We start from the raw sequence: 23736 nt of genomic DNA, 5'->3' as shown, positions 1-23736 counted from the left end.
CCACTTCAACTACCATCGACCACACTCTGCCGCCGACGGCCAACCACCAGCATCACGACTCACCACCGGCGTCACCAACGTGCTGTCCTCCTACAGCTAGCCCGGTGATCGCCGACCCCCTGCACATGCTGGAGATCGTCATGCCGTGTGTCGGGGGTGCCGCGGTAGTCGTGGCCAACGCCGACGTCGCCCGGCGTTCACGCAATCGCCCGGTATGGATCAGAGGGTTCGGCGAGCATGTGCCGTTCAAGACGCCCACCTACGCCGAGGATCTGCTGTCGACACCGATCGCGGCAGCCGCTGATACCGCATTCGCGATGACCGACCTGACCCGTGAGCAGATGGACATGGTGTCGATCTACGACTGCTACACGATCACCGTACTGCTGTCGCTGGAGGACGCGGGCTTCTGCGAGAAGGGCACGGGGATGGAGTTTGTCGCCAACCACGACTTGACGTTCCGGGGTGACTTCCCGCTCAACACCGCCGGCGGTCAGCTCGGCTTCGGCCAAGCGGGGCTGGCCGGGGGCATGCACCACGTCTGCGACGCCGCCCGCCAGATCATGGGACGTGCGGGCGCGGCGCAGGTCGCCGACTGCAACCGGGCTTTCGTGTCTGGCAACGGCGGAATCCTGTCCGAGCAGACGACGCTCATCCTGCAAGGGGACTGACTGATGAATTTCGACCGCCCGATGCCCGTCAAAACGCCTACCACCGCACCATTTTGGGACGCGCTGGCCCAGCATCGCATCGTGATTCAGTACTCACCGTCGTCGGAGCGCTACGTGTTCTATCCGCGGGTACGCGCACCGGGCACGCTGGCCAACGATCTGGAATGGCGCGAGATTTCCGGTATGGGGACGCTGTATTCGTTCACCGTGGCGCACCGGCCCGTCAGCCCGCATTTCGCCGACGCCGTTCCGCAGCTGCTCGCCATCGTCGAATGGGACGAAGGCCCAAGGTTTTCCACCGAGATGGTCAATGTCGATCCGGTGGATCTCAGCATCGGCATGCGGGTGCGCCCGGTGTTCTTCGACTATCCCGAGCGTGACGTCACGATGCTGCGCTACGAGCCGTCCCCGGCGTAGCCGGCCGGGCACTCGGCTTACGCTCAAGCGGGTAACTACTTCAGATCCTCGGTCGGCACGTCGTAGCGCTCCTGGTATTCACGCACCCGCTCACGCACTTCGTCGGCGTCCAGGCCGGTGTCGGACCAGGTGTAGCGCCCGCGTCCGCCGTCCCCGGGGTGGGCGGCCAGGAAGTCACGCATCTTCTGTTCGGCGTCGGGCTTGAGCTCGCGGCCCAGCTTCTGATAGATGTCGCCGATCGTGCGCCACGGGTCCTTCACGAAATCCGTGAACTGAACGTCGACCATCCGGCCCTCGGGCACAACGCCCTTGTCGCGCATCGCCATCCCGCGCTCGAGGCCGACGACGATTTCCTCGTACGACTGTGCCGCGCACTCGGCGATGTTCGTTTCGTCACTGCCCATCCGCCGCAGGTGGTTGGTCAGCGCGGCGATCGACGAGATGACATTGAGCGGGTCGCGGTGCGTCTGCACTACCAGCGCGTCGGGGTATTCGGCCATCAACTTGTCCAGCTGCCACAAGTGTGCCGGCGACTTCAGCAGCCACTGGCCGGAAACCCCAGACTGTAGGTGCTGCAGGAAGATTCGGTGGAAGCGGTAGGCGCCGGTGTGGTCCGCGTCGTACATCAGCCAGCGGGCGTAGCTCGGCAGGCGGTATTGCACCGGGAAGATCATGCTGGTGAATTCGCTGGCGGTGATGCGCACACACTCCTGGCCGACGAGTGCACCCATCGGGTGAAACGCCAGAAATCCGGGGATGATCTGCTCGGACATCTCGATCGTGGCCTGCGTCTGCGCAATCCGCGGATCGGTGTGATAAGTCTCGGGTTGGGGAACCGGGCAGGGCGCGTCGACCTCCCACGTCAACGGTGCCCGCAGCTCGGGGTCCTGGGCCAGCAGGTCGTAGAGGATGGTGGTCCCGGTACGGGGCTGGCCGACAATGAAGATCGGCGAAGTGATTGGCTCGGAGGCGATTTCGGGGTGCTCTTTGCGCCACGCGGTCACGCCCAGCCGGCTGGTCAGAGCGCGGATGATGTCCAGGTAGGCGACCTCCACGCCGATCGCCGATAGCCGCGCCTCGTTGACCAGGCCGTCGGCGACCCGCTCCAGCCCGGAGCGCCAACCCTGGTCACTAGAGGTATCACCGAAGTCGTCACAGCCGGCCTGTTCGCAGGCGGCGGCGATCAGGCTGTCCGGATCGAATCGCTGCTGCAGCGTCATGCCTGCTCCGCAGCCTCACGCACCGACACCAACACGTCGGGCGCGGTGGGGTTGTCCAGCCAGCGTAGGACCACGAAGCCGCGATGCCGGCCTCCGGTGTCAAGCCAATGTCCAAATCCCAAGTCCTGCGCAGAGATCGCGATACGCACCCGCCCGTCGGCATCCGGGCGCACCCCGCGATTCGTCACCGAGCTGTGCCGGCGACGCGGCTCGAAGCACTCGTGCCAGACACTTTCCAGCGTGACGTTCCAGTAGCGGGTATCGGGCGGCTCTATGTCGAGTACCAGCGCCTGGCCGGGGTCGAGCCGGTAGGTGCCCAGCATGTACAGGTTGTCCGGCGTCGTGTCGGCCGCACCCAGGTCGGCGGCCTCGGCGGTCAACAGTGTGTTCGGCTGCCGCAGCAGCTCCGGCTTGATCGTGCGGTGCAGCGTGGTCAGCTTCATCAGCGACCACGCCATCGCGGTGAACTGTTCGGCCAGTTCGTCATCGGACAGCACGCCCACCGGGTCGGGGTCGAGCGCCTCGATGCGCAGCGTGGCCGGCTCCTCGGCGTTGCGATCGGCGATGTACTCGCGGACCACGACCGACGACGCGTCATCCGGGATCTGTATCCACTGCGCATCCCCGAGGTCGGCCGGCTCGTCGGCGGACAGCACCAGCGCGAACTGACCGGAGTTGAGCTCCAGGTCGGTGTCGCCGAGGTAGTTCGACATTCGCCGTGGGGTCAGTCCGGTGCCCGCCAGGACCTGGAAGCCGAGGTACGTCGTCGTGCCGCGGGTACCGGTGATCCGATAACACCGATCGCCGCGGATCATCGCAAGGAAGTAGTTGCCGTCCGGGTTGGGCCCGCCGATCATTCGGGTGTCCGAACACATATCGAAGAACGCCGGGCGTGCGGTGTCAGCTTCGACGGCCATCTGCGAACACAGCGACGACACCCGGGCGATCACCCGTAAGCCCTCGAGAAGCTCGCGTTCGGTCTCGGCGTCCTCGGTCACGATCTTGGTGACGTCGGTGATCATCTGCTGAAAGAACTGCCACGCGGCACGCGCTTGCGGCGCACTCTCGGTCGGCGGCATTGCCGGATTTTGAGACATAGTCTCATGCTAGGACGATGCTCAGCCTCCTGAACAGGGATTCATGCGAATTACCCGGCACGGCTCACCTGAAGTGCGACTTATCGATTTGCGCGTGCACCCCGACCGTGCGGTCGACCACCTGAGAGACACAGAAGTCGGCTGCGGCGGACAGGTATGCGTATGCGGTGGCCCGATCCATACCCCGGTCGGACTCGAGAAAGTCCAGGGCATTGACGACCGCCCGGCGCATCGCGACGTTGAGATCACTGATCTGCCCGTTGACGCTGGCATCGGGATCGGACAGCCCGATGGGCACCCAGAGATCGGCGGTCTCGGCGAAGGGGTAGCGGTAAGCCAACGACGGTGCATCACCGCTTTTCGGTTTGCAAACCGTGAGCCGAAAGGTTCCTCGCAGCGATCCCTCCATCGCGGTGAGCGCGACCTCGCCACTGCCCATCGCGTGGTGGGGGTCACCGACGTAAAACAGCGCGCCTTCGGCGAACACAGGCAGGTAGAAAGTGGAGCCCACGCCCAGCAACCGGATGTCGATGTTGCCACCACCCAGGGTCGGCGGTATCGAGTTGGCGCTGGCCGCCGTCAGATCCGAATCCTGAGAAAAGGCGACGCCCATCATGCCCATGAACGGGTTGAGCGGAAATCGCACCGCCGCTTTGCCATAGCGCATCACGCCATGGCCTTCCTCGATGGACGTGAACGTGAAGGAATCGCCGTATTTCGTCGGATCGGGGTTGGGTCGGTGATCGTCGCTGACCGGCGGCATCACTTCCGCGAGGGTGATTCCCGCGGGTGCCTTTCCGTCCGTTGTGCTGGCCAACGCGCCCTTGCCGTGCCGACTCGAGACGACGCCGTACGGCACTCGCGGCGTTGCCTCCAGCGTCTCGATCTTGAGCACATCTCCGGGCTGCGCTCCTTCGACGAATACCGGACCGGTGACCACGTGCGGACCGTCCTTGTCGAAATTCCTTGGTGTGCGCCGATATTCCGCGGCGATTGCGATGGCGTCGGTGAGGACCTCGGATTGGCGGACGCCCTTCGACCCGAAGTACGCGATGGGATTACGCCCCTGATCCTCCAGGATGCCCTCGTGTGAGACAGCGTCGACAGTGAGCGTTTCGCCCGACTTCATTTGCAGCACCGGTTTGGCATGCACGTTGGGGACATAACCCCAGAGCACCTGGTCTGGGGTGGACTGCAGGTAGTGGTTGCCCCCGATATTGCCCTCGCCTGGCTGCAGAACCCGCGTGGGACTGAAAGTCGCAGCCGCCGAACCGGTTCTGGTGCAACTGGCTGCGATGCCCGCTACGCCGACACCGGCACTGATTGCCGCGACAGCCCTGACGAAATCGCGTCGGCCAACACCGTCGACGATGGTGTCACGTGCACTCTGCATAAAGGTCTGATCCATCGGTTGGTCTCCAGGAATACGAGTTGGTCGACGTGTCCAACGGATCTTCGCAGCTGGCGATAATTACGGTCCAATACGAATCCGTGATGAGGGTCATCGGCACCGATGATGCTGTTGCACAACGGCTTTGGATACCAAGCATCAATGCCATCTGCATGTTCCAGGCACATTAATACTCGGTTACGATAATTTGGATCGAGCCGGATGCGGTGTGTGATGCGGGCGCGGCCGGCGGACCCCGGCGCCGTCGGCGAAAAGCCCGCCGCAGCCGATTTGAGCAACGACACGATTCACCCGGATATGGTGGGCGAATGGCTGCGACGTCTTCGTCGATGTCCCTCGCGGAACAAAAGCGCATGGCGACACGACAGCGTATCGCCACGGCAGCCGCGCAGCTGGTGATCAGCCGCGGCCTGGCCGGGGCGACCGTAGACGACATCGCCGACACGGCCGAGATCGGCCGGGCAACGTTCTTTCGCTACTTCAACTCCAAGGAAGACGCCGTCGCGGAGGGCATGAACACCCACTGGCTGGATCGGATCATCGCCGCCTTGGCCGCCCAACCCGTGGGGTTGGGCGCGGTGGAAGCCGTCACCGGCGCCTTCGGTGACCTCGGCGAGGGATTCGCCGAGATCGAGGACCAGGTGCGCGAGTTGGCCACCCTGACCCGCTCGTCGGAAACCCTGGAGGCATGGACGCACGGACGCATCTACGTGCGCTACGAATCGGCGATCGCCGACCTGATCGCGCCCCGGTTACCCCGGTTGGCACCCCAAGACCCCAGGCCCCGACTGATCGGTGCGCTGGCGATGGCGGCCGTCCGTATCGCACTGGACGACTGGCTCAGCGACGGAGGATCGCTGCCCGATCGGGTGCGCGACGGCCTGGCCGCCATCGCGATCGCCTAACGCGACGAATTATCTTGCGGTGCTGGCCATTTGAGAATCCGGCGGGCTGTCCCGCCAAGAATCCAGGTCTTTTCGTCCTGCGACAGTGAGGAGGAGTCGCGGATGCTGAACAGGTTCTCGGCCCAGGTGGCGCGGTGCCGCGTCATCGTGTAGTCGCTGGCCCACATCACGCGCTCGGGTCCGAAGGCGTCGATCACACGGCGCAACTTTGGCTCGAGGTCGCCGAAGGGGTAGGGCTCGGTCGACAACAAGGACGGCGCGTGCGCCCATTTGTAGGCCACGTTGGCGTAGCTCGCCATCGCCACCGCATCGTCGATGCCGGCTTGGCCGGGTGGCGCATCGAAAACGGCGCCGCAGTGATCGATGACGAATTGCACGTCGGAGAAGCGCTCCACATATTGCGTCAGGTGCGCCACCGTGCCGGGGCACGTGACGAACACCGGCAGGCTGTGTGAGCTCGCGGCTCTCAGCAACCGATCGTGGCCGCCCTGCTCGAACACCGCCGCTTCGGCCGGGGTGAAGATCGTGGTGCGCAGGGCCTTGAACCCGGGTGCGGCGGTCAGCGTTTCAATCCAGGATTCGATGCCCGGGTCGGTCGGATCCGCTCGCATCAGGAAGGCGAAACGCTCGGGATGACGTATCGACGCAGCTTCGGCATTCGGCCCCACACAGCGAAAGGCGCCGTTGGCCAGTCGATAGCCCGGCTGCAATCCCTCGTCGGTGAACGTGTCGAACTCGTCGAACAGCACGCCCGCAATGCCCAGGGCGTCCATGATCGCCAGCGTGACCTCGGTGCCGAGCATGTTGGCGTGGACCTGGGCGTCGACGATGTCCATCGGATCGATCCTCTCCGGCGGCGGGTTCAGACCGGCGTATGCCAGTGCGGTACTAGGTCGAGGAACGCACAATCAGGTGGGCTATGTCGGACTGCGTAGCGCAGGGTGGCGCGGGGTGGCCCAGCCGTTCGAGCAGCGCCGCGAGCGCAATATCGGCGACGGCGCGCGAGGCGAATTGCACGGTGGTCAGCGGCGGACTGCTCACCATGCCCATGGGGGTGGCGTCGACACCCATGACGGCGAGATCGCGCGGGCAACGCAGCCCGGCTTCGTGAATGCCGTACAGGACGAGGCAAGCGATCTCGTCGCTTTGTGCGCATACCGCGGTCACCCCGTCGCGCACCCAGCCGCGGACCACATCCGCGGCATTGTCGACCGTGACCTCGGCGACGGCCAACCGTGGCAGGTCACGCGATTTCGCCGCGCGCGCTACGCCCTCGAACCAGTAATCGCCCAGCGTGCGCCAGCGCGGAACTGCGGTGTAGGCGAACGCAATCCGGCGGTGACCGCGGGATACGAGATGTTCGACCCGCATCTCGCCAATGGACAGGTGCGGATCTCCGAGCGCGGGTAGCGTCCCGATCTCGATGTTCGGTATGCCCGCGGCTCGCACCGAATTCGAAGCTGCCTCGCTGAGCGGGAACAGGCTGGTGACCGCGATCGGGTCGAGGTTCTCGATCGCATCGACGACGTGCCGGTCGTTGTCGGTCTCAAAGATCTGCACCTGAAGCAGGCCCAGGCGTGCCAGTTCGGTCGTCATGCGGCTGCCGGCGATCATCGGCATCTCGCCCACCGCCACATCCGGAACCACATACAGAACCACCCCGCTCTTGCCCCGAGCGAGGTTGCGCGCGGCAACATTGGGCCGATAGCCAAGTAGCTCGGCGGCGCGTTGCACGGCCTCACGAGTCTGTGCCGAGATTCTGCGGCCCGCAGCGTTGTTGAGGACGTAGCTCACCGTCGCGGTCGACACGCTTGCCAAGCGAGCCACGTCAGCGTTGGTGGGCCGCACCGTCCTATTCGCGTTCGCCTCGGGCCCAGCCATGATTCATGGTGGCATGTGGCGACGCGTGACAGTCAGGATCGACCAATCCCGGAGCTCGACAATTGCTAGATTCTGACAGACTATTAGTCACTATTGGAAGCAGCGTGGTGCTGACTTCTACCGGGAATTTACTTGACGAAACCGGCGAAACAGCCGTTAACTCTGTGGTTGAGATCATTGTCTACTAGTCGCTGTATTCAAGGAGTGCGACATGAATAAAGACGACCTGATCCTGATCAGTGTGGATGACCATATCGCCGAGCCGGCGGACATGTTCGATGCGCATGTTCCGCCGAAGTACAAGGACCTCGCTCCGCGGGTGATCATGGAGCCCGACGGCGTCCAGCAGTGGTACTACGGTGGGGTGCGCGGGCGAAACATGGGCCTGAACGCCGTCGCCGGCAAGCCCCGCGAGATGTACAACATCGACGCCTCGCGCTATGACGAGATGCGGCCCGGCTGCTTCAACGTCGACGAGCGGGTCCGCGACATGAACGCCGGTGGGCAGCTGGCGGGGTTGAACTTCCCGAACTTCACCGGGTTCTCCGGCCAGGTCCTCAACCAGGGCCCCGACCGCGACGTCAACCTGGTGATGATCAAGGCCTACAACGACTGGCACGTCGACGAATGGTGCGCGGCATACCCCGGCCGGTTCATCCCATGCGGAATTCTCCCCTTGTACGACGTCGCCGAGTCGGCTAAGGAAGTCAAGCGGCTGGCGGACAAGGGATGTCACGCGGTGACGTTCTCGGAGAATCCAGAAGCGTTGCAAATGCCCAGCATTCACACCAAATACTGGTATCCGTTGTTCGAGGCCGTCTGCGAGAACAAAACGGTGCTGTGCACCCACGTCGGCTCCGCGTCCCGGTCTCCACAGGTGTCGACAGACGCACCGCCCAGTGTCCAGATGACGGCGTCGTCGATGATGAGCATGTTCACCTTCACCGAGCTGATCTGGGCCGAGTTCTGGGCTGACTTCCCGCAATTGAAGTTCTCGCTCACCGAGGGCGACGTGGGTTGGATCCCGTACTTCCTGTGGCGGGCCGAGCATGTCTACAACCGGCACTCGGGCTGGACACTGGCAAAGTTTCCGCCTGGCTACAGCGGGCCCATGGACGTGTTCAAGCGGCACTTCTATACCTGCTTCATCAGCGACAAAGTCGGTGTGCACAACATGGACTGGTTCAACGAAGACATGCTGTGCTGGGAATCCGACTTCCCGCATTCCGACAGCAACTGGCCGTTCGCCCCCGAGGACATCATCGAGACGATGGGCCACCTCGACGACGCGGTGATCGATAAGATCACGCACGAAAACGCGATGACTGCTTATTCTTTCGACCCGTTCCGGTACATCCCGAAGGAGCGCGCTCGGGTCGGTCAGTTGCGCGCACAGGCCACCGACGTCGACGTGGTCACCCATGTCGGACGCCAGGCCAGCCAGCGTGACCGTGACGCGTGGACTCGGATGACGCAATTCGCGCTGCAGTCCCAGGCCTCGGCGCAGGTTCCGGTGACGGCCGAGGTGTCCGGCATCGCCGGCCGCGCGACCACGCTGGGCAATTGAGCGCGGCGGCCCGGGCACCGTTCGCCGATTGGCGGGTGCTGGAGCTATCCAACGGGATCGCGGTCTCCTACTGCGCCAAGATGTTCGCCGACGCCGGCGCGGAGGTGGTGAAGATTGAATCGCCGCAAGGTGATTCAATGCGCGGCTGGTCTGCCGGCGGACCGCCGGGGGCATTGTTCGGCTACCTGGCCGCGGGCAAGAAATCGGTGGTGCACCGCGACGACACCGAGATCGCCGCGTTGCTGGCCGGTGCCGACGTCGTGCTCACCGACCTGACCGACGGCTGGACGCTCGAGGACATCACCGCGCACACCTGCCCGTCGGCGGTGGTCGTCGCAGTGACGCCGTTCGGAACGACAGGGCCCTACGTCGACGAGCAGCTAGTCGCCAACGAGTTCATCCTGCAAGCGTTGTGCGGCTCGACCTCCGGTAGAGGCTGGCCGGGCGACGAACCGGTACAGGCGGGCGGACGGCTCGGGGAGTGGCTGGCGGCCTCGTTCGCCGCGCCGGTCGCCGCCGCCGCGGCCCGGCACGCCGCGCGGGGCGGCGGCGGTGAAGTCATCGACGTCTCGACGTACGAGGCGATGGCGATCGCGATGGGTGGGCTGTCGGCCATGTCGGCCAGCGTCTTAGGTCCGGATTCCCTGCTGCATCAACGCAGTCTGGAACTGCCGTCGATCGTCCCCACTGCCGACGGCAATGTCGGGTTCTGCACGATCACCGCCCAACAATTCCAGGATTTCTTGATCATGATCGACCGCGCTGATCTGGTCGACGACGCCGAGCTGGCATCGTTCGTCGGTCGAGTCGAGCGCCGCGACGAGTTCCTGGGCATGGTGACCGAGTGGACTCAGACTCGGACCACGCAGGAGATCGTCGACCTCGCGGTGGCGTTCCGTATCCCGGTGGCGCCCATCGGTACTCCCGCGACGCTGGCGACCATCGATCACTTCGTCGAGCGGGGCGTGTTCGTCGAATCCGAGTCCGGGGTGCTGCAGCCGCGGGTGCCGTATCGCAGCGACGCCATCGCGACCCGGGTGCCCGGGCGGGCCCCGCTGCTGGGCGCCGATAACGGCCGCGTGCACTGGCCGCCGCGGCCCGCCCGGCCGAAAACCGATGATCCTGACTCACTTCCGCTGGCCGACATCCGGATCACCGACTTCACCGCATTCTGGGCCGGGCCGGTGGCCACCCAATTCCTCGGCTCGCTGGGCGCCGACGTGATCAAACTCGAGGGGGTACGCCGCCCCGACGGCATGCGGTTCTCCGCGGGCCGCCCACCCGATTGGGACCAGTGGTGGGAGTGGGGTCCGGTCTTCTTGTGCAGCAACAACAATAAGCGCGGTATCAGTGTCGAGCTCAGCACCGACGCCGGTCGCGAGCTGGCGTTGCAGCTGATCGCCGCGAGCGATCTGGTCATCGAGAACTTCTCCCCCAGGGTGATGGAAAACTTCGGACTGCACTGGGATACGGTCCAGGCGACCAATCCGCGCGCCGTGATGGTGCGGATGCCGGCATTCGGTCTCGACGGTCCATGGCGCGACCGCGTCGGGTTCGCCCAGACGATGGAACAGGCGACCGGGATGGCGTGGATGACAGGGCATGCCGACGGGCCGCCGGTTATTCCACGCGGGGTGTGCGATCCGATAGCCGGGCTGCATGCGGCCTTCGCGGCCGTTGCGGCGCTGGTGATCCGCGACCGGGATGGGATCGGCGTCCATGTCGAGTCCACGATGGCGGAGTCGGCGCTCAACGTCGCGGCCGAGATGCTGCTTGAACACTCGCGCAACGGAATTCAGATGCGCCGGGCGGGAAACCGGGGTCCCGGCGCGACTCCGCAGGGCGTGTACCGTGCTCGGGGCGACGACGAATGGGTAGCGCTGGCCGCGATGACCGATGCCGCGCGCGCCGCGCTGGCCACGCTGATCGAGCGGCCCGAACTCGCAACGGATGAGGCAGGTTGGCGGGAGCGGGCCGACGAGATCGACAAGCTGCTCTCGGATTGGACGGCGCGCCATCGGGTGGACGCTGCGGTCGCCGCGCTGCGGGCCGCGGGGGTGCCTGCGGCACGGGTAACGGAGGCGGCCGAGCTGCTAAACGACCCGCAACTGGTTGCGCGGGGGTTCTGGGAAACGGTCGATCACCCCGTGGCCGGCTCGTTCCGTTGTGTTGGAATGCCTTTCGCGCTCATCGGGAAACCGAGGCGCTGGATTCGTCGCTGTTCGCCATTGTACGGGCAGCACACCACCGAGGTGCTGACCGGCGTGCTGGGGAACAGCGAAGCAGATGTGGCGCGATTGCGTGCGGCGGGCGCGATCAGCGCCCGGCCGGCGGGCTTGTGACATGGCCGTCACGCTGTGCGTGCCGCCGCGGGCCGGGGAGCTCTGCGCGCCGGTGCGCTTCCTGGTGCGTCAGGACTCCGTTGTGATGGAACTGACCGCGCGGCACCGGATCACCAGTGTGGAGTGGGATGAGCAAGAGGGCGCGGTGGCCATGATCGTCGAGATCACCGACCCGCAAACCGCGCGGCCGGTCGACGTGCGAATCGACGTTGTGGAAAGAAGCGGGGCGGCCGGCACCCCGAAGGTCGACGCACGCACCCGGACGATCGGCACGGTGTTGCGCGACGGACGGCAATATGAGGTCCTGGGAACCTATCTCGGGGTAGTGGCGGATGAAAACTGAAGGGCCGTAACGGATGGAACACAGGTGAGTGTGACGAAGCGGACCGCGGCGATCGTCGGGGTGCACAACACCCGACAGGGACGACGCCTGGACGGTGAAACGTCGCGCGGGCTGGCGATCAAGGCGATTCTGGGTGCGCTCGAGGATGCCGGCCTGAGCCTCGACGACGTGGACGGCATCAGCGCGAGCCCGCACTCGACCTCGTTGATCTACGATCTGCGGATCGGCCCGGCGTGGCAGGGCTTGGCCTTCGGGGTCGGCATGATCACCGAGGCGGTCACCGCGATCGAGCACGGCATGGCCGACGTCGTGGTCCTGGTCGCCGCCCAGGCCGGCGAATACCGCGACCACGAAGCGACGGCGCCATGGACCAGGCCCGAGAACGAATTCGTCGCGCCGTGGGGCATGTTCACCACTGCCGAGTTCGCGCTGATCGCCCGGCGGCACATGCACGTCTACGGCACCACGCGCGAGCAATTGTCGATCGTGGCGTCGACCATCCGCAACAACGGGTCGCGGAACCCCGAAGCTGTTTACTACCAACGCGGTCCGTTCACCCCGGACGACATCACCGCATCCCGGCCGATCGCGGACCCGTTTCACCTGCTCGACTGCGCCACCACCTCCGAGGGCGGCTGTGCGCTGGTGGTGGCGAACATCGACAAGATGGATGCGGCGACCCGCCCGATCTACGTGCTGGGCAGCGGCGCGGATTTTCACGGGCCGTCGTATCAGCATCCACCGGCGTGGGACCTCGCCGGGCGGCGCGGTGATCACGCCCGGTACGTCAATGGCGTCGTCGGGCGACGCGCGGCCGAAGGCGCGTTCCGCCACGCCGGAATTCGGCCCGACGACGTCGACGTGCTGGAACTCTACGATCCGTTCTCGTTCGAAATCATCCGTCAGCTCGAGGCTTTCGGCTTCTGCGCGGATGGCGAAGGCGGACCGTTCGTCGCCGACGGTCACATCGCCATTGACGGCAGTCATCCGATCACCACCGATGGAGGAACCATGTCCTTCAGCCACGCCGGAGCCAATCCGCAAATGATGCAACGCGCCATCCGCGCCGTGCAGCAGTTGCGCGGCGAGGCCGGCGCGCTCCAGGTGCCCGACGCACATGTCGCGTTTTGCAGCAACGGCGGGGCGGGCGCCTTGTTCACCACGGTGCTGATCGTCGGAGACGAGCCACGATGACCGAGCTGCAACCCCAGACCGGGCCGCTGCCGCACGCGAGCAGCCACCTGAGCGTGCCGTTCTGGCAGGGGTGTCAATCACGGGAGCTGCGCTATCAGCGCTGCGATGCGTGTGGCTTGGCCAACTTCCCCCCGACCGAGCACTGTCGCCAATGCCTCTCGAGCGAATTGCAATGGGCGAACAGCGCCGGCTTTGGCGAAATCTACAGCTGGACAGTGGTTTCTCGCCCCGTCACGCCCGAATTCGAACCGCCCTACGCGCCGGCGATCATCACGCTCGACGAGGGCTATCAGATGCTTACCAACCTCGTTGGGGTTGCACCCGACGAGCTGGCGATCGGTATGCGCGTGCGGGTGGACTTCCAGGTCGTTGACCCGGACTTGACGCTGCCCTACTTCACCAGCCAGAAGTAACCAGTCGTGAGTCCCCGTCGCAGCACCGATGGCCTACCGGTCACGGCCTACTTGGTGCTGGGCGTGCTGGCGGCAAACGACGAGCAACTGACCGCCGGTGAGATCAAGATGCGTGCCGAGCTGACGGTGGGCCACTTCTATTGGTCGCCCTCGGTCAGTCACGTGCGACGCGAATTGAATCGGCTGCTCGAGTGGGGGATGGTCAGAGAAATCGCCGCCCAATCCGGCAAGCGTGCGATCACGTTGTACGAGACCACCGATTCCGGACTCGACGCTCTTCGCCGTTGGGTCCAGCACTTTCCGGGCGACGATCAGGTGGTCATCAAGCACCCGGTCATCTTGCGGACCTGGCTCGCGCGGGGCGAGGATCCCGAACGAGTCGTCGACACGCTGGACCGGCATCTCGAAGCCACTCGGGCCCGCCTCGACGAGGCACTGTGGTCGCGACAGCGTTCCCGCGAACTCGGTATCAGCGGCGATCCGGACCAGCGCTTCTCGTTTGCCGTGCTGGACTACGCCATTCGCGGGTTGTATGCGGAGATCTCCAACATCGCCCAACTGCGCGACGAGATCGCCGGCGGCACAAGCAGAGATCCGGTCAAGCGGGTGCCACGGGCGAAGGGGCAGATCCGCCGTCGGGCACCACGGGACTAGCCGCGTCCCGGTAGGCCGTGCCGCGTGTCTCCCGCACCCACAGGGTTTCGTCCGCGCCGATCGACGTTCCCTGAGTGATCAATTGGCGTTTGAGAACCTTATGCGTGGCGGTGCTGGGCAGGTCGGTGGCGATCCGCACATAGCGTGGCCGCGCCTTGGGGGATAGGTCGGGCTGCCGGTCCAGGAAAGTTTCGAATTCCTTGGGCTCAAGCGTCCGGCCCTCGTTCAGCACCACCGCGGCCATCACCTGATCGCCGACATGCCCATCCGGCACGGCGTACACCGCGACCCTGTTGATCGCGTTGTGGCGCAGCAGGATTCGCTCGATCGGGGCGGCGGCCATGTTTTCGCCGTCGACCCGCATCCAGTCCGCGGTGCGACCGGCGAGGTAGATCCACCCGTCGGCGTCGCGGTAGGCGAGGTCCCCGGACCAGTACATGCCGTGGCGCATCCGTTCGGCGTTGGCGGCGGGGTCGTTGTAGTAACCGGTGAAAAAACCCGATCCCGCGGTGTTGACCAGCTCGCCCACCGCCTCGTCGGCATTGGCGAGCGCGCCGCTGGCGTCGAAGCGCGCGACCGCACATTCGGTGACGGTGTCGCTGTTGTAGATCGCGATCCCGTCGATGCCCCTGCCGATCGAGCCCTTCGGGGTGCCTTCTTCGCGAATCACGATGACCGCGTTCTCGGTCGAGCCGAAGCCGTCCTCGACCTGAACCCCGAAGCGGCGGCCGAACTCTTCGATGTCCTTGTCGTTGGCCTCGTTGCCGAACGCCACCCGCAGGGGGTTGTCGGCGTCGTCGTCACGCTCGGGCGTGGCCAGGATGTAGGCCAGCGGCTTGCCGACGTAGTTCATGTAGGTCGCGCCATGGTGGCGAACGTCGTCGAGGAAGCTGGTAGCCGAAAACTTCGCCGGCACGATCGCGGCGCCCGAACAGACCGCGGGAGCCCAGCCGGCGACGACCGCGTTGGAGTGAAACAACGGCATGGACACATAGCAGGTGTCCTGTTCGGTGAGGCCGAACCGCTGGACCAGATTCGTGCCGGCGAACATCGCCATCAGGTGCGAAACCTGAACTGCCTTGGGATTGCCGCTCGTGCCCGAGGTGAAGATCATCATGAACGGGTCCGTGGCGGCGACTTCCCGATACGGAACGAGTTCACCTGCGGCACCGATGAATTCGGTCCATTGCGGCGTCGAGATGTCGAGAATCCGCGTGCCCCCGAGGTCCAGGCTGTCCAGCAGCGGCCGGTGCTCGGCGTCGGTCACGACGAACTGGCAGTCGGCGCGCCGGACGTCGGCGGCCAGCGCCGCACCGCGCCGGGTGTTGTTAAGTCCGCACAGCACATAGCCGCCCAACCCGGCGGCCGCCATCTGGTTGACCATTTCGGGGGTGTTGCCCAGCAGCGCACCGACGTGCAGTGGTCGCCGCGGGTCGGCGGCACCGATCAGGGCCGCGGCCCGCGCGGTGGCCTGCTCCAGGTGCTCGCTCCAACTCCATTGCAGATCACGATGTTTCACAGCGATGTTCGAATCCGACAGGCGGCGGCGCAGGAACGCCTGCATGGTGTCGTCAGCCATCGAGATTCACCTTCACCTTACGAGACGAGACGGTCCGTCTTATCTTAGCGGGTCGATACTGTGCGCTCCGGGATCGGCACCGGCGCGAACAAGCGCGGGAGAACTGCACGCTAACGTCGATCTCGGCGATCACCGGCGGCCGCTTACCCGCCCACCATCATCAGGCCGCCGTCGACGGCCAGCAGTTGCCCGGTGATGAAGCCCGACCCCGGGCCGGCCAGGAAAACCAGCATCGGGCCGAGGTCGCGCGCCGGATCTCCCAAGGTCCCACCCAGCGGAATCATCATCTGCATCTGCTGGTCGATGAGCGCGGCGGCGTCCGGCCCGAGGAATTCGCGCAGCCGGTCGGCACCCGCGGTCTGCACCGCGGGCGCCAGCGAGTTGACGGTGATGTTGTCGGAGGCCCAGGCCTTGGCCGCTGATCGGGTCCAGGCCTGCACGGCTCCCTTGGTCGCGGCGTAGACGGCCGAAATCGGGCTGCCCATAATGGCTTCGGAGGATCCGAAGTTGATGATTCTGCCGCCCTTGGGACTCTGGTCTTTCATCACGGCATACGCCGCCTGATTGGTGAGGATGGTCGCCTTGACGTTGGTGTCCAACAGGAACGAAATGTCATCGGCGCCGACGTAGCCGGGTATCCCGGCTTGCCAGAGTCCGGCGGCGTTGACGAGGACATCGAGGCCGCCCAGCCGCTCGGCGCAGTGTTGGACCATCGCCGAGACGGCGTCGGCGTCGCGCACATCGCACTGCACCCAGTCGGCGGGCAGGCCCCCGGGCGGCGGCGTCTTGTGATAGGTCGCGGCGACCTGCGCTCCCGCCGCGGTGAGAACTTCGACGGCGGCCGCACCGATTCCGGTCGCTCCGCCGGTCACCAGGATTCGTCGGCCCTTGAGCACCTGCGTCGACTCTGACATGGGCGAAACGCTATACGGCCAGGGTGGCGGCCCCCACACCGCCTTACCTGGCAGCGCCGCGGCGGATGTCAGTCCTTCTTCAGCTCCTCGGCGAGCATCACGATGATGCCGCTTGGACCGCGCAGGTACGTCAGCTTGTAGGTGTCCCCATATGTCGCGACGCCGCGAAGCGGGCGGCATCCGTGCCGCGCGGCTATCTCGAGGGCTTGGTCGATGTCGTCAACGGAGAAGGCAACGCGGTGCATACCAATCTCGTTGGGACGTGTGGGCTCCGAGTCGATCGCTGTTGGGTGGATGTACTCGAACAGCTCAAGGCGACCGCGCCCGTCTGGTGTCTGGAGCATCGCAATGTTGGCGTGGTTGCCGTCGAGCCCGACGGCGGTGTCTGCCCACTCACCGCTGACCGTGTCACGGCCGACGACCGTGAGACCGAGATCGGTGAAAAAGGAGATCGTTGCTTCCAGGTCGCCAACTGCGATGCCGATGTTCTCAAGCTTGATGGCCATGTGTGCACGCTACGAGAACCTGCGTGCGGGCCGCCGGGCCCCCTAGGCGCGCACCGCGATCGTCGACAACAGATCGGCGAGCCGGTCCGGTTGGTCCACCATCGAGAACGTCCGGGCGCCATCGATGACCTCGAGCCGGGCGTTGGGGATGGTGGCGGCCAGCTTTTCACCGTCTGCGAGTTCGAAGAACGTGTCGTCGCGCGACCACGCGATCAGCGTGGGCTTGTCGAATTCCGGTAACCGGGCCGCGACGCCCGTGGTCACCTCGGTGCGCAGCGAGAGGGAAAATTGGCGCAGGTCTTCGACGATGCCCGGATCGGAAAGCCCTGGGCGCACCCAGATCTCGGTGAGGTCGTCAATGTTGCGATGCGCCAGGCCGTCAAACGCGCGCTTGCGCGCCGCCGGGACCCGCATCGCCTGGGCCACCGCTTTGAAGGTCGTCTTCGACTTGGCCGCCAAGATCACCGGTTTGAGGACCGGCGGCGGAAAGTGTTCGAACGCATCGCAACTCGTCAGCACCAGCGCACCGAGCCGCTCCGGGTAGTGCACCGCGACGAGTTGCGTTACGACTCCGCCGGTGTCGTTGCCGACCAGCACTACGTCCTCGAGGTCGAGGGTGGCCAGCACGTCGGCGACCATGCGGGCCACACCATAGATAGTCCGGTCTGCCCCCGGGCGCAGCGGTTCCGGATGTGCGCCGAGCGGCCAGGTTGGGGCGATGCACCGCAGCCCGCGCGCGGCGAGCTTCTCGCTGACCCGGCGCCAGAGTTCTCGGCCCATCATGTAGCCGTGTACAAAGACGACTGGCCTGCCGTTTTCGGGTCCGGTTGCTTCGTAGTGGATGGTCCCGGCGCTAATGTCGATCGTCGACATGGATAACTCCTACTCAGAACGGTGCATTTACAAACAGGCTGTCTGTTCGTAAGTTACCAACAGGTTGTATGGAAAGCAAGAGACGGACTCAGGAGGAGCGCTCCGCGGCGACCCGCGACGCGCTGATTTCGGCTGCCCGCCGGCTGTGGGGCGAGCGGGGCTACGCCGAAGTGGGCACGCCGGAGATCGCCGCGACCGCCGGTGTCACCCGCGGCGCGATGTATCACCAATTCGCCGACAAAGCAGCACTATTCGCAGAAGTCGTCGAGGTGGTGGAACAGGACGTGATGGCCCGGATGGCCACCATCGTGGCCACGTCCGGTGCAACGACTCCGGCCGATGCGATCCGCGCCGCCGTCGATGCCTGGCTGGAGGTGTCCGGCGATCCTGAGGTCCGGCAGCTGATCCTGCTGGACGCGCCCAGCGTGCTGGGCTGGGCGGGATTCCGTGACGTGGCTCAGAGGTACAGCCTCGGGATGACCGAACAGATGCTGGCCGAGGCCATCGGGGCGGGCCAGCTGGCGCGCCAGCCGACCCGACCGCTGGCGCACGTGCTGATCGGCGCGCTCGACGAGGCGGCGATGGCGATCGCCACGTCCGACGACCCCCAGCGCGCCCGCCGCGAAACCCGCCAGGTACTGCACCGATTGATCGACGGGATGCTGCACGACCCGACGCGGTGACGAGCGCTCAGCGGTGGCTCTGGGTGAAGAACTGCCAGATGGTGCCGGTGGCGTCGAGCGCGGTGGACGGTGCCGGGATGCCGCCGACCCGCTCGGCAAGGGGGCTCGGCTCGCCGCCGGGCCACTGATGTCCCGCCCCGGCCACCGAGATCAACTCCACGGTGCGCCCGTCCGCACATCCGGCCGTTTGAGTCGTCACGTCGCCGGCTGTTGTCGACGTCGGCGCACCGCAGCCGTCGATGGCACGCCAGGTGGCATTGACCGCCTCCGCCGAAGGTCCGTCCACTCGTGAAATTCCGCTGGCGCCAAATGCTTTGCCCGGCCCACCGTTGTACGGCACCCGGTCGTCGGCCGTGCCGTGGATCTGCAGCACCGCCGTCGGCCGGGCCGCGCCACAGTCCGTCAGCAGGGTCCCCGCGACGGGAGCGATCGCGGCGAAGGTGTCGGTCTGGCAGCCCAGCCGCAGCGCCATCATCGCCCCGTTCGACATTCCGGTGACGTAGACGCGAGCGCGATCGATCGGGATCTCTTGCGCGATGGCTGCGACCATCGCGGTGAGGAATCCGACGTCGTCGACGTTGTCGCGCTGTGGCTCGCCACAGCAGGTGCCGGCATTCCAGGCCCGGTTGAGACCGTCGGGGTAGGCGACCAGGAAATGCCCACCGTTGGCCGCGTCGTCCCAGTGGTAGGAGCGCTCGGCCTGCGCGCCGTTGCCGAAGCCGCCGTGCAGCATCACCACCAGCGGAACCGCCTCGGTCAGGCCTTGCGGCCGATAGAGATGAAAGGTCCTGCTCACCCCGCCCGACTCGATACTCTGCGTGGATTGCCCGACCGGGATCGACTGAGAACCCGGTGTTCCCAACGCATGTCCGCCGCCCACGCAGCCGCCGAGCACGACAGTCAAGGTCCCGAGGACGCACACGCGCAGCGCGCGCAGGTAACCGGATTGCATGATGCCATCGTGACATCCGCGGTCCTATTTGACAAGTAACTTGTCAATCTGGTCGCGAATGGCACACTCTGTGTTCATGCGACGTGTTGTGGATGGCGAATGGCAACCCACCGTTCCGGCGCTGGTGAATCTGGTTGCCGCGTCCGGTGCGCCGCAGTTGCGAGCGGCGTTTACCGCGGCCGGTCTGGACGGGATCCGGCCCGCGCAGGCGGTCGCCTTGGTACCACTGGCGCTGGGCGGACTGCACGCGTCGGCCTTGGCCGAGCGGCTCAGGGTGAGCCGCCAGGCGGTGGCGCAGGCGGTGGCTGCCCTGGAGCGGCACGGATACGTCACCCGGGTACCGGACCCGGCCGACGCGCGCGCCCGAACAATCGAGCTGACCCCACGCGGTCGCCAGGCTCTCCTGGTAATGCGTTCCCACGCAATCGAATTGGAGAGGCGATGGCAACAGCTGCTGGGTAAGCAGCGACTGGGCGAATTTCGCGAGACGTTGGTGATGCTGTTGTCGGCGGAATCCGGCTCGAACTAACGGCCTGACAACGCCTGCCGTCGGGCCGCGTTGGCGTCATACTGTCGAATCGGGGCCCGTTCAACGAGAGGGCAGCGGTTGTGATAACTCGTGATGTCAACGTGGGCGCCGTCGCCGATTTGGCGCTTTCCCCACCACGCGCTGCGTTGGCCGCCGTCGACGAGGGCGATGTCCTTCTGCTTCCCGTGGATGTCGCTCTCGAGGAGCCGCTCGATCTTGCGTCATCGGCGCGCATCGTGCAGCTGCCCGCCGGCAGCGCCGACCTCACGGATCGCCCCGTCGTGGTGGTCGCCGACGACGGCCCGCAATGGTTTAGATTGCGCTCGCTCACGATCAGAGGGACGGCCCGTGCCATAGGTAATGACGTTTATCGGGTCGCCCCCGATCGGATTGTCGCGTGGGATTACGGCGCGCTGCGCGAGATGCCGGATCCGCCCGGAACCCCGGATCGGCAACCCACTGCGGTTTCGGTTGCAGCCGAAGAGGATGACGGCACCGCTTTGGACTCCCCGAAATTCCAAGCGGCGGTGGGTAAGTCGCTAGTCATGGTGCTGGCAACCCGATCACGTAAGGGCACGGCGTTCGCGGTACCGCTGTGGTTCGTTCCCCATCAAGGTCGTCTGTATGCGACAACCTCGGCGTCGTCCTGGACCGTGCGCAATCTGGCTGCTACGTCCCGGGTGGCCCTCTTACTCGGTGGCGAAGGCCGGGACAAAGGCAGTCGTCTTCTGGTGCAGGCAAGCGCCCGGGCGGTCCTCGCCATGCCACCGCCGGAGGTGCTCGCCCGGATCGCCTGGCGCTACTATCTGCGACCGCGATTCGCGGCGGTCGAGCTCAGCCACATCGGTCTGTGGTCGCTGCGCATGCGGTACTACGGTCAGTCGCGGCCGGCATACATCGTGATCACGCCCCATACCGCGACTGAACACGGATTGCCGCAGGTACAGAGATGAGAACCGCTGTCCGGCCGGATGTTCCACGGTGAGATGGGGGGTCGCTGCCTCGGTTATCGGGCTGGTCGGCTATGACGTGTTGATTCGGCCCGCACAGTTGGATTGGGGCGCCACAGCTTCCGAACGGATGATCCGATTGCCTGGCGATGACATCGTCGGGGACGTCATGAGCCATCACACCAAGGCCTTGACGATCAATGCTGCGCCGGCGCAGATCTGGCCGTGGCTGGTGCAAATCGGTGATCACCGAGCGGGCTTTTACAGCTACGACTGGGTAGAGCGCTGGGTGTTCGCAGGCACCGTGCATTACCTCGAAGGGCGCCATTCCGCGACCCGCATCCACCCCGAACTCCAGGACCTGCGGGTTGGCGACCGGATCGACACCGGGTCGATCGGATCGGTGCGGATCGGCAGCGCCGTGACCGTTCTCGAGCCCCAGCGTGCTCTGGTCATCGGAACCTGGGCGTTCGTCCTCGTGCCGATGAGTGACAACCGCACCCGCTTGCTGGTTCGCGAGCGAGACGCCGGATGGTTGCGGTCGCTGGCCCCGCGAGGCTCCGGGCTGCTTCGCGCATTCGGTGCGGTCATCGATTACACGGTGGGGGAGCCGCTGCACTTCGCAATGGTCCGCAAGATGATGTTGGGCATCAAGCAACGCGCCGAGTCCACCGCGGCTCAGGTGCCGGGTGTCCCTCGCGAAGAGGACAAGTGACCCTAGGCCCCGCGCCCCGGCCGCATCGACAATCGCACCATGTCAACCACGGGCGCCGAACGCATGCTGATCGAATCGGCGGTTCCGACTTTCGATGCGATGCTCGACGAGCACGTTGTCGTGGCCGCCGACCCGGCGACCACTTACCGGGCCGCGAGAACCCTGGACCTGCTCACCGTGCGCACGCCACTGCTGGTGGCATCGATGTGGATCCGGAGCCTACCGGCCCGCCTGTCGGGTAGGGCCGCGCCGACACCACCACGCTTGGTGATTGGTGAGAACACACTGCCCGGCTGGCTGGTGCTGGGCGAACGGCCGAACCGCGAATTCACGTTCGGCGCGATCGGAAAATTCTGGCAGCCGGTGATCGAATGGCGCGACGTCGCGCCGGCAGATTTCACCACCTTCGCCGAACCCGGGTGGGCGAAAATCGGGGCCAACTTCTCGGTGGCACCCTACGGGGAAAGCCACACCTTACTCAGCTACCAATGCCGAACTGCCACAACCGATCCCGCTGCACATCGGCACTTCCTGCGGTACTGGTGGCTGATCCGGCCCTTCGTCGCGCACATCATGCGCGCCACCCTGAACACGATTAGAGCCAACGCTGAGGCAGCGATAGATGGGGGTAGACGATGCGCGTCCTCATAACTTTCGGGTCCAAGAGGGGCGGGACAGCGGGGCTGGTCGCAATGATTGGCGAAGCGTTGACCGAGGCGGGTTGCGACGCGGTAGTCATCCCGGCCAAGGACGTCAAGAGTTTCCCCGGAGTCGACGCGGTAATCGTGGCCGGCGCACTGTACGCCAACAGGTGGCACCGCCACGCCCGGCGCTTTGTGCGGCGCTACGCCGCACAGTTGCGCGAGCTGCCGGTCTGGTTGGTGAGTAGCGGACCATTGGACGGCTCGGCGCAGGACCACGACATCCCGGCGACTCCACAGGTCGCGAAGTTGGCTGAATTGGTGGGCGCCCGAGGGCATGTGACGTTCGGTGGTCGGCTGGAACCGGACGCAAAGGGCTTCCCCGCCCGCGCGATGGCGAAAAAGAAGGCCGGTGATTGGCGCAGTCCCGAGCATGTCGGGCGTTGGGTCGCCACGGTGGTCGGCGAGCTCAATCGGCCGGTGATCACCCACCCGCGGTGACCTCAGGAGTCGAACGGCGCCATCCGCACCGCTAACGGCAATCCGCAGCGGACCAGGAGCCCAAAGCGTCCGCGTGGCACCGCCGCTGCCTCGGCGCGCATCATGCCCACGAGTTCGCGTTTGAAATCGCCTCGTGGGTAGCGTCTCAGCACTTCGGCAACGTTGCCCGCAGCGATGTCCCAGATGCGTAGTCCGGCGCCGTCCACCATCGCTCCCCACTGCAGATAGCAGCCCATTGCGCCGTCGATGTCGACCGTGATGCCCGGTGTCGTATGCACACAGATGCCGTCGGCCAGCAGGTCCGCGCGTCGGTCGTCCACGCCTGCCGCCTGTGCGCAGGCGAACATGCGTTCGGCGCTGCCGAGTGTGAAATCGCGTTCCGGCGTTGGCTTTACGATGCCGTGGTCATGCAGCAGCGCGCCGCAGTAGAAGAGTTCATCATCGAGCTCGCAGCCGTCGACCGCCGCGAGGGCATGCCCGAACAGCCAGGTGCGGTAGGAGTGGCCCAGCAGCGTCGGCGGCAATTCCGCGCACGCCTGCTCGGCCTCGCGCGCGAACCTGGAATCCGGTACCCGCACTGTGTTCAGATCGACGCGCGCGGCCGCCTCCGGAATTCGGCCTAGCGCCAGCTTGACCCGGCCCACCGCGTTCGTCCATTGGCCCACCGCGGTCGCGAGCAGCAGACGGCGCCGCTGCGCTCCAGACAGCCGGCCGCCGGTACGACGCGCCCAGCCGAGCCCGCCAAGGCGCTGCGGATCGGGCACGGTCACGGCCAATC

At 65.8% G+C, this 23736-nt stretch carries 25 protein-coding genes and 2 pseudogenes; 16 read left to right on the top strand and 11 right to left on the bottom strand.

Features of this window, described 5'->3' with window-relative positions; translation table 11 throughout:
- The 3 genes and pseudogenes from AAHS21_RS04775 to AAHS21_RS04765 form a co-directional block, all read left to right on the top strand.
- Window positions 1-100, top strand: a pseudogene (locus tag AAHS21_RS04775) (IS481 family transposase); the annotation flags it as partial.
- Window positions 96-671, top strand: a pseudogene (locus AAHS21_RS04770) (thiolase family protein); the annotation flags it as partial. The pseudogenes AAHS21_RS04775 and AAHS21_RS04770, both read left to right, overlap by 5 nt.
- Window positions 672-1088, top strand: coding sequence for an OB-fold domain-containing protein (locus AAHS21_RS04765; protein ID WP_342926579.1), 417 nt, complete (start codon window positions 672-674; stop codon window positions 1086-1088).
- A gap of 35 nt (window positions 1089-1123) precedes the next feature.
- On the opposite strand, the gene AAHS21_RS04760 is transcribed toward AAHS21_RS04765, so the two are convergent.
- The 3 genes from AAHS21_RS04760 to AAHS21_RS04750 form a co-directional block, all read right to left on the bottom strand.
- Complete coding sequence (locus tag AAHS21_RS04760) at window positions 1124-2308, bottom strand: sulfotransferase (protein ID WP_342926515.1); 1185 nt, start codon at window positions 2306-2308, stop codon at window positions 1124-1126.
- Window positions 2305-3405: a DUF1214 domain-containing protein gene (locus AAHS21_RS04755; protein ID WP_342926514.1), complete on the bottom strand. Its 1101-nt coding sequence runs from the start codon at window positions 3403-3405 to the stop codon at window positions 2305-2307. Before AAHS21_RS04755 ends, AAHS21_RS04760 begins: the two co-directional genes overlap by 4 nt.
- Window positions 3406-3469: 64 nt before the next feature.
- Window positions 3470-4813, bottom strand: coding sequence for an acetamidase/formamidase family protein (locus tag AAHS21_RS04750; protein ID WP_342926513.1), 1344 nt, complete (start codon window positions 4811-4813; stop codon window positions 3470-3472).
- Between the two features lie 311 nt (window positions 4814-5124).
- Here AAHS21_RS04750 and AAHS21_RS04745 point away from each other — a divergent pair, with 311 nt between their 5' ends.
- The gene (locus AAHS21_RS04745) at window positions 5125-5721 is read left to right on the top strand and encodes a TetR family transcriptional regulator (protein ID WP_342926512.1); all 597 of its coding nucleotides are present in this window, start codon (window positions 5125-5127) and stop codon (window positions 5719-5721) included.
- Here AAHS21_RS04745 and AAHS21_RS04740 read toward each other — a convergent pair.
- Both AAHS21_RS04740 and AAHS21_RS04735 read right to left on the bottom strand, forming a co-directional pair.
- The gene (locus tag AAHS21_RS04740) at window positions 5718-6557 is read right to left on the bottom strand and encodes an amidohydrolase family protein (RefSeq protein ID WP_342926511.1); all 840 of its coding nucleotides are present in this window, start codon (window positions 6555-6557) and stop codon (window positions 5718-5720) included. The genes AAHS21_RS04745 and AAHS21_RS04740 overlap by 4 nt on opposite strands.
- Before the next feature lie 52 nt (window positions 6558-6609).
- Window positions 6610-7602 (bottom strand): LacI family DNA-binding transcriptional regulator, encoded by a 993-nt coding sequence (locus AAHS21_RS04735; protein WP_342926510.1) that lies wholly within the window; start codon window positions 7600-7602, stop codon window positions 6610-6612.
- A 211-nt stretch (window positions 7603-7813) separates the two neighbouring features.
- Here AAHS21_RS04735 and AAHS21_RS04730 point away from each other — a divergent pair, with 211 nt between their 5' ends.
- From AAHS21_RS04730 to AAHS21_RS04705, 6 genes are read left to right on the top strand one after another with little or no spacing between them, the layout of a single operon-like run.
- Entirely contained in the window at window positions 7814-9169 is a 1356-nt protein-coding gene (locus tag AAHS21_RS04730; RefSeq protein WP_342926509.1) for an amidohydrolase family protein, read from the top strand.
- Window positions 9166-11511, top strand: a complete 2346-nt coding sequence (locus AAHS21_RS04725) for a CoA transferase (RefSeq protein ID WP_342926508.1) — start codon at window positions 9166-9168, stop codon at window positions 11509-11511. The genes AAHS21_RS04730 and AAHS21_RS04725 overlap by 4 nt, the downstream gene beginning before the upstream one ends.
- A 1-nt stretch (window position 11512) precedes the next feature.
- Complete coding sequence (locus AAHS21_RS04720) at window positions 11513-11854, top strand: hypothetical protein (protein ID WP_342926507.1); 342 nt, start codon at window positions 11513-11515, stop codon at window positions 11852-11854.
- Window positions 11855-11878: 24 nt separating this feature from the next.
- A complete protein-coding gene (locus AAHS21_RS04715) occupies window positions 11879-13048 on the top strand; it encodes a thiolase family protein (protein WP_342926506.1) in 1170 nt (389 codons plus the stop codon).
- A complete protein-coding gene (locus AAHS21_RS04710) occupies window positions 13045-13461 on the top strand; it encodes an OB-fold domain-containing protein (RefSeq protein WP_342926505.1) in 417 nt (138 codons plus the stop codon). The genes AAHS21_RS04715 and AAHS21_RS04710 overlap by 4 nt, the downstream gene beginning before the upstream one ends.
- A 6-nt stretch (window positions 13462-13467) precedes the next feature.
- Window positions 13468-14115: a MarR family transcriptional regulator gene (locus AAHS21_RS04705; protein ID WP_342926504.1), complete on the top strand. Its 648-nt coding sequence runs from the start codon at window positions 13468-13470 to the stop codon at window positions 14113-14115.
- Here the strand turns inward: AAHS21_RS04705 and fadD1 are convergent.
- The 4 genes from fadD1 to AAHS21_RS04685 form a co-directional block, all read right to left on the bottom strand.
- Window positions 14060-15694 carry a fatty-acid--CoA ligase FadD1 gene (gene fadD1, locus AAHS21_RS04700; RefSeq protein WP_342926503.1) on the bottom strand — a complete coding sequence of 545 codons (1635 nt, stop codon included), beginning with the start codon at window positions 15692-15694 and terminating at the stop codon, window positions 14060-14062. The two genes, AAHS21_RS04705 and fadD1, sit on opposite strands and share 56 nt — an antisense overlap.
- A gap of 143 nt (window positions 15695-15837) precedes the next feature.
- Window positions 15838-16608, bottom strand: coding sequence for an SDR family oxidoreductase (locus AAHS21_RS04695; RefSeq protein WP_342926502.1), 771 nt, complete (start codon window positions 16606-16608; stop codon window positions 15838-15840).
- Window positions 16609-16676: 68 nt separating this feature from the next.
- Window positions 16677-17114 carry a VOC family protein gene (locus AAHS21_RS04690; protein ID WP_342926501.1) on the bottom strand — a complete coding sequence of 146 codons (438 nt, stop codon included), beginning with the start codon at window positions 17112-17114 and terminating at the stop codon, window positions 16677-16679.
- Between the two features lie 42 nt (window positions 17115-17156).
- Window positions 17157-17987 (bottom strand): alpha/beta hydrolase, encoded by an 831-nt coding sequence (locus AAHS21_RS04685; RefSeq protein WP_342926500.1) that lies wholly within the window; start codon window positions 17985-17987, stop codon window positions 17157-17159.
- Window positions 17988-18055: 68 nt separating this feature from the next.
- Between AAHS21_RS04685 and AAHS21_RS04680 the strand changes: the two genes are divergently transcribed.
- On the top strand, window positions 18056-18670 hold the full coding sequence (locus tag AAHS21_RS04680; RefSeq protein ID WP_342926499.1) for a helix-turn-helix domain-containing protein: 615 nt from the start codon (window positions 18056-18058) through the stop codon (window positions 18668-18670).
- Between the two features lie 7 nt (window positions 18671-18677).
- Here the strand turns inward: AAHS21_RS04680 and AAHS21_RS04675 are convergent, their stop codons facing one another.
- Window positions 18678-19622: a PHB depolymerase family esterase gene (locus AAHS21_RS04675; protein ID WP_342926498.1), complete on the bottom strand. Its 945-nt coding sequence runs from the start codon at window positions 19620-19622 to the stop codon at window positions 18678-18680.
- A gap of 76 nt (window positions 19623-19698) precedes the next feature.
- On the opposite strand from AAHS21_RS04675, the gene AAHS21_RS04670 reads away from it, so the two are divergent.
- From AAHS21_RS04670 to AAHS21_RS04650, 5 genes are all read left to right on the top strand, one after another.
- Window positions 19699-20151 (top strand): MarR family winged helix-turn-helix transcriptional regulator, encoded by a 453-nt coding sequence (locus AAHS21_RS04670; protein WP_342926497.1) that lies wholly within the window; start codon window positions 19699-19701, stop codon window positions 20149-20151.
- An 80-nt stretch (window positions 20152-20231) separates the two neighbouring features.
- On the top strand, window positions 20232-21104 hold the full coding sequence (locus tag AAHS21_RS04665) for a pyridoxamine 5'-phosphate oxidase family protein (protein WP_342926496.1): 873 nt from the start codon (window positions 20232-20234) through the stop codon (window positions 21102-21104).
- A gap of 28 nt (window positions 21105-21132) precedes the next feature.
- Window positions 21133-21816: a hypothetical protein gene (locus AAHS21_RS04660; protein WP_342926495.1), complete on the top strand. Its 684-nt coding sequence runs from the start codon at window positions 21133-21135 to the stop codon at window positions 21814-21816.
- Between the two features lie 39 nt (window positions 21817-21855).
- On the top strand, window positions 21856-22467 hold the full coding sequence (locus tag AAHS21_RS04655; protein WP_342926494.1) for a hypothetical protein: 612 nt from the start codon (window positions 21856-21858) through the stop codon (window positions 22465-22467).
- Window positions 22468-22508: 41 nt separating this feature from the next.
- Window positions 22509-22958 (top strand): flavodoxin domain-containing protein, encoded by a 450-nt coding sequence (locus tag AAHS21_RS04650; protein ID WP_342926493.1) that lies wholly within the window; start codon window positions 22509-22511, stop codon window positions 22956-22958.
- A 2-nt stretch (window positions 22959-22960) separates the two neighbouring features.
- Here the strand turns inward: AAHS21_RS04650 and AAHS21_RS04645 are convergent, their stop codons facing one another.
- Window positions 22961-23728 (bottom strand): phosphohydrolase, encoded by a 768-nt coding sequence (locus AAHS21_RS04645; protein ID WP_342926492.1) that lies wholly within the window; start codon window positions 23726-23728, stop codon window positions 22961-22963.
- Window positions 23729-23736: the final 8 nt, after the last annotated feature.

Source organism: Mycobacterium sp. 050272, from assembly GCF_039023525.1.
Classification (GTDB): Bacteria; Actinomycetota; Actinomycetes; order Mycobacteriales; family Mycobacteriaceae; genus Mycobacterium.
The sequence above is the reverse complement of the archived record's forward strand: the minus strand, read 5'-3'. Positions and strand labels throughout refer to the sequence as shown.

Coding starts and splice junctions, on each gene's coding strand:
- AAHS21_RS04760 (WP_342926515.1), bottom strand. CDS start 2,308: ATGACGCTGCAGCAGCGATTCGATCCGGACAGCCTGATCGCCGCCGCC.
- AAHS21_RS04755 (WP_342926514.1), bottom strand. CDS start 3,405: ATGTCTCAAAATCCGGCAATGCCGCCGACCGAGAGTGCGCCGCAAGCG.
- AAHS21_RS04730 (WP_342926509.1), top strand. CDS start 7,814: ATGAATAAAGACGACCTGATCCTGATCAGTGTGGATGACCATATCGCC.
- AAHS21_RS04695 (WP_342926502.1), bottom strand. CDS start 16,608: ATGTCAGAGTCGACGCAGGTGCTCAAGGGCCGACGAATCCTGGTGACC.
- AAHS21_RS04675 (WP_342926498.1), bottom strand. CDS start 19,622: ATGCAATCCGGTTACCTGCGCGCGCTGCGCGTGTGCGTCCTCGGGACC.
- AAHS21_RS04720 (WP_342926507.1), top strand. CDS start 11,513: ATGGCCGTCACGCTGTGCGTGCCGCCGCGGGCCGGGGAGCTCTGCGCG.
- AAHS21_RS04655 (WP_342926494.1), top strand. CDS start 21,856: ATGTCAACCACGGGCGCCGAACGCATGCTGATCGAATCGGCGGTTCCG.
- AAHS21_RS04685 (WP_342926500.1), bottom strand. CDS start 17,987: ATGTCGACGATCGACATTAGCGCCGGGACCATCCACTACGAAGCAACC.
- AAHS21_RS04745 (WP_342926512.1), top strand. CDS start 5,125: ATGGCTGCGACGTCTTCGTCGATGTCCCTCGCGGAACAAAAGCGCATG.
- AAHS21_RS04650 (WP_342926493.1), top strand. CDS start 22,509: ATGATTGGCGAAGCGTTGACCGAGGCGGGTTGCGACGCGGTAGTCATC.
- AAHS21_RS04735 (WP_342926510.1), bottom strand. CDS start 7,602: ATGGCTGGGCCCGAGGCGAACGCGAATAGGACGGTGCGGCCCACCAAC.
- fadD1 (WP_342926503.1), bottom strand. CDS start 15,694: ATGGCTGACGACACCATGCAGGCGTTCCTGCGCCGCCGCCTGTCGGAT.
- AAHS21_RS04690 (WP_342926501.1), bottom strand. CDS start 17,114: ATGGCCATCAAGCTTGAGAACATCGGCATCGCAGTTGGCGACCTGGAA.
- AAHS21_RS04670 (WP_342926497.1), top strand. CDS start 19,699: ATGCGACGTGTTGTGGATGGCGAATGGCAACCCACCGTTCCGGCGCTG.
- AAHS21_RS04740 (WP_342926511.1), bottom strand. CDS start 6,557: ATGGACATCGTCGACGCCCAGGTCCACGCCAACATGCTCGGCACCGAG.
- AAHS21_RS04710 (WP_342926505.1), top strand. CDS start 13,045: ATGACCGAGCTGCAACCCCAGACCGGGCCGCTGCCGCACGCGAGCAGC.
- AAHS21_RS04750 (WP_342926513.1), bottom strand. CDS start 4,813: ATGGATCAGACCTTTATGCAGAGTGCACGTGACACCATCGTCGACGGT.
- AAHS21_RS04680 (WP_342926499.1), top strand. CDS start 18,056: ATGGAAAGCAAGAGACGGACTCAGGAGGAGCGCTCCGCGGCGACCCGC.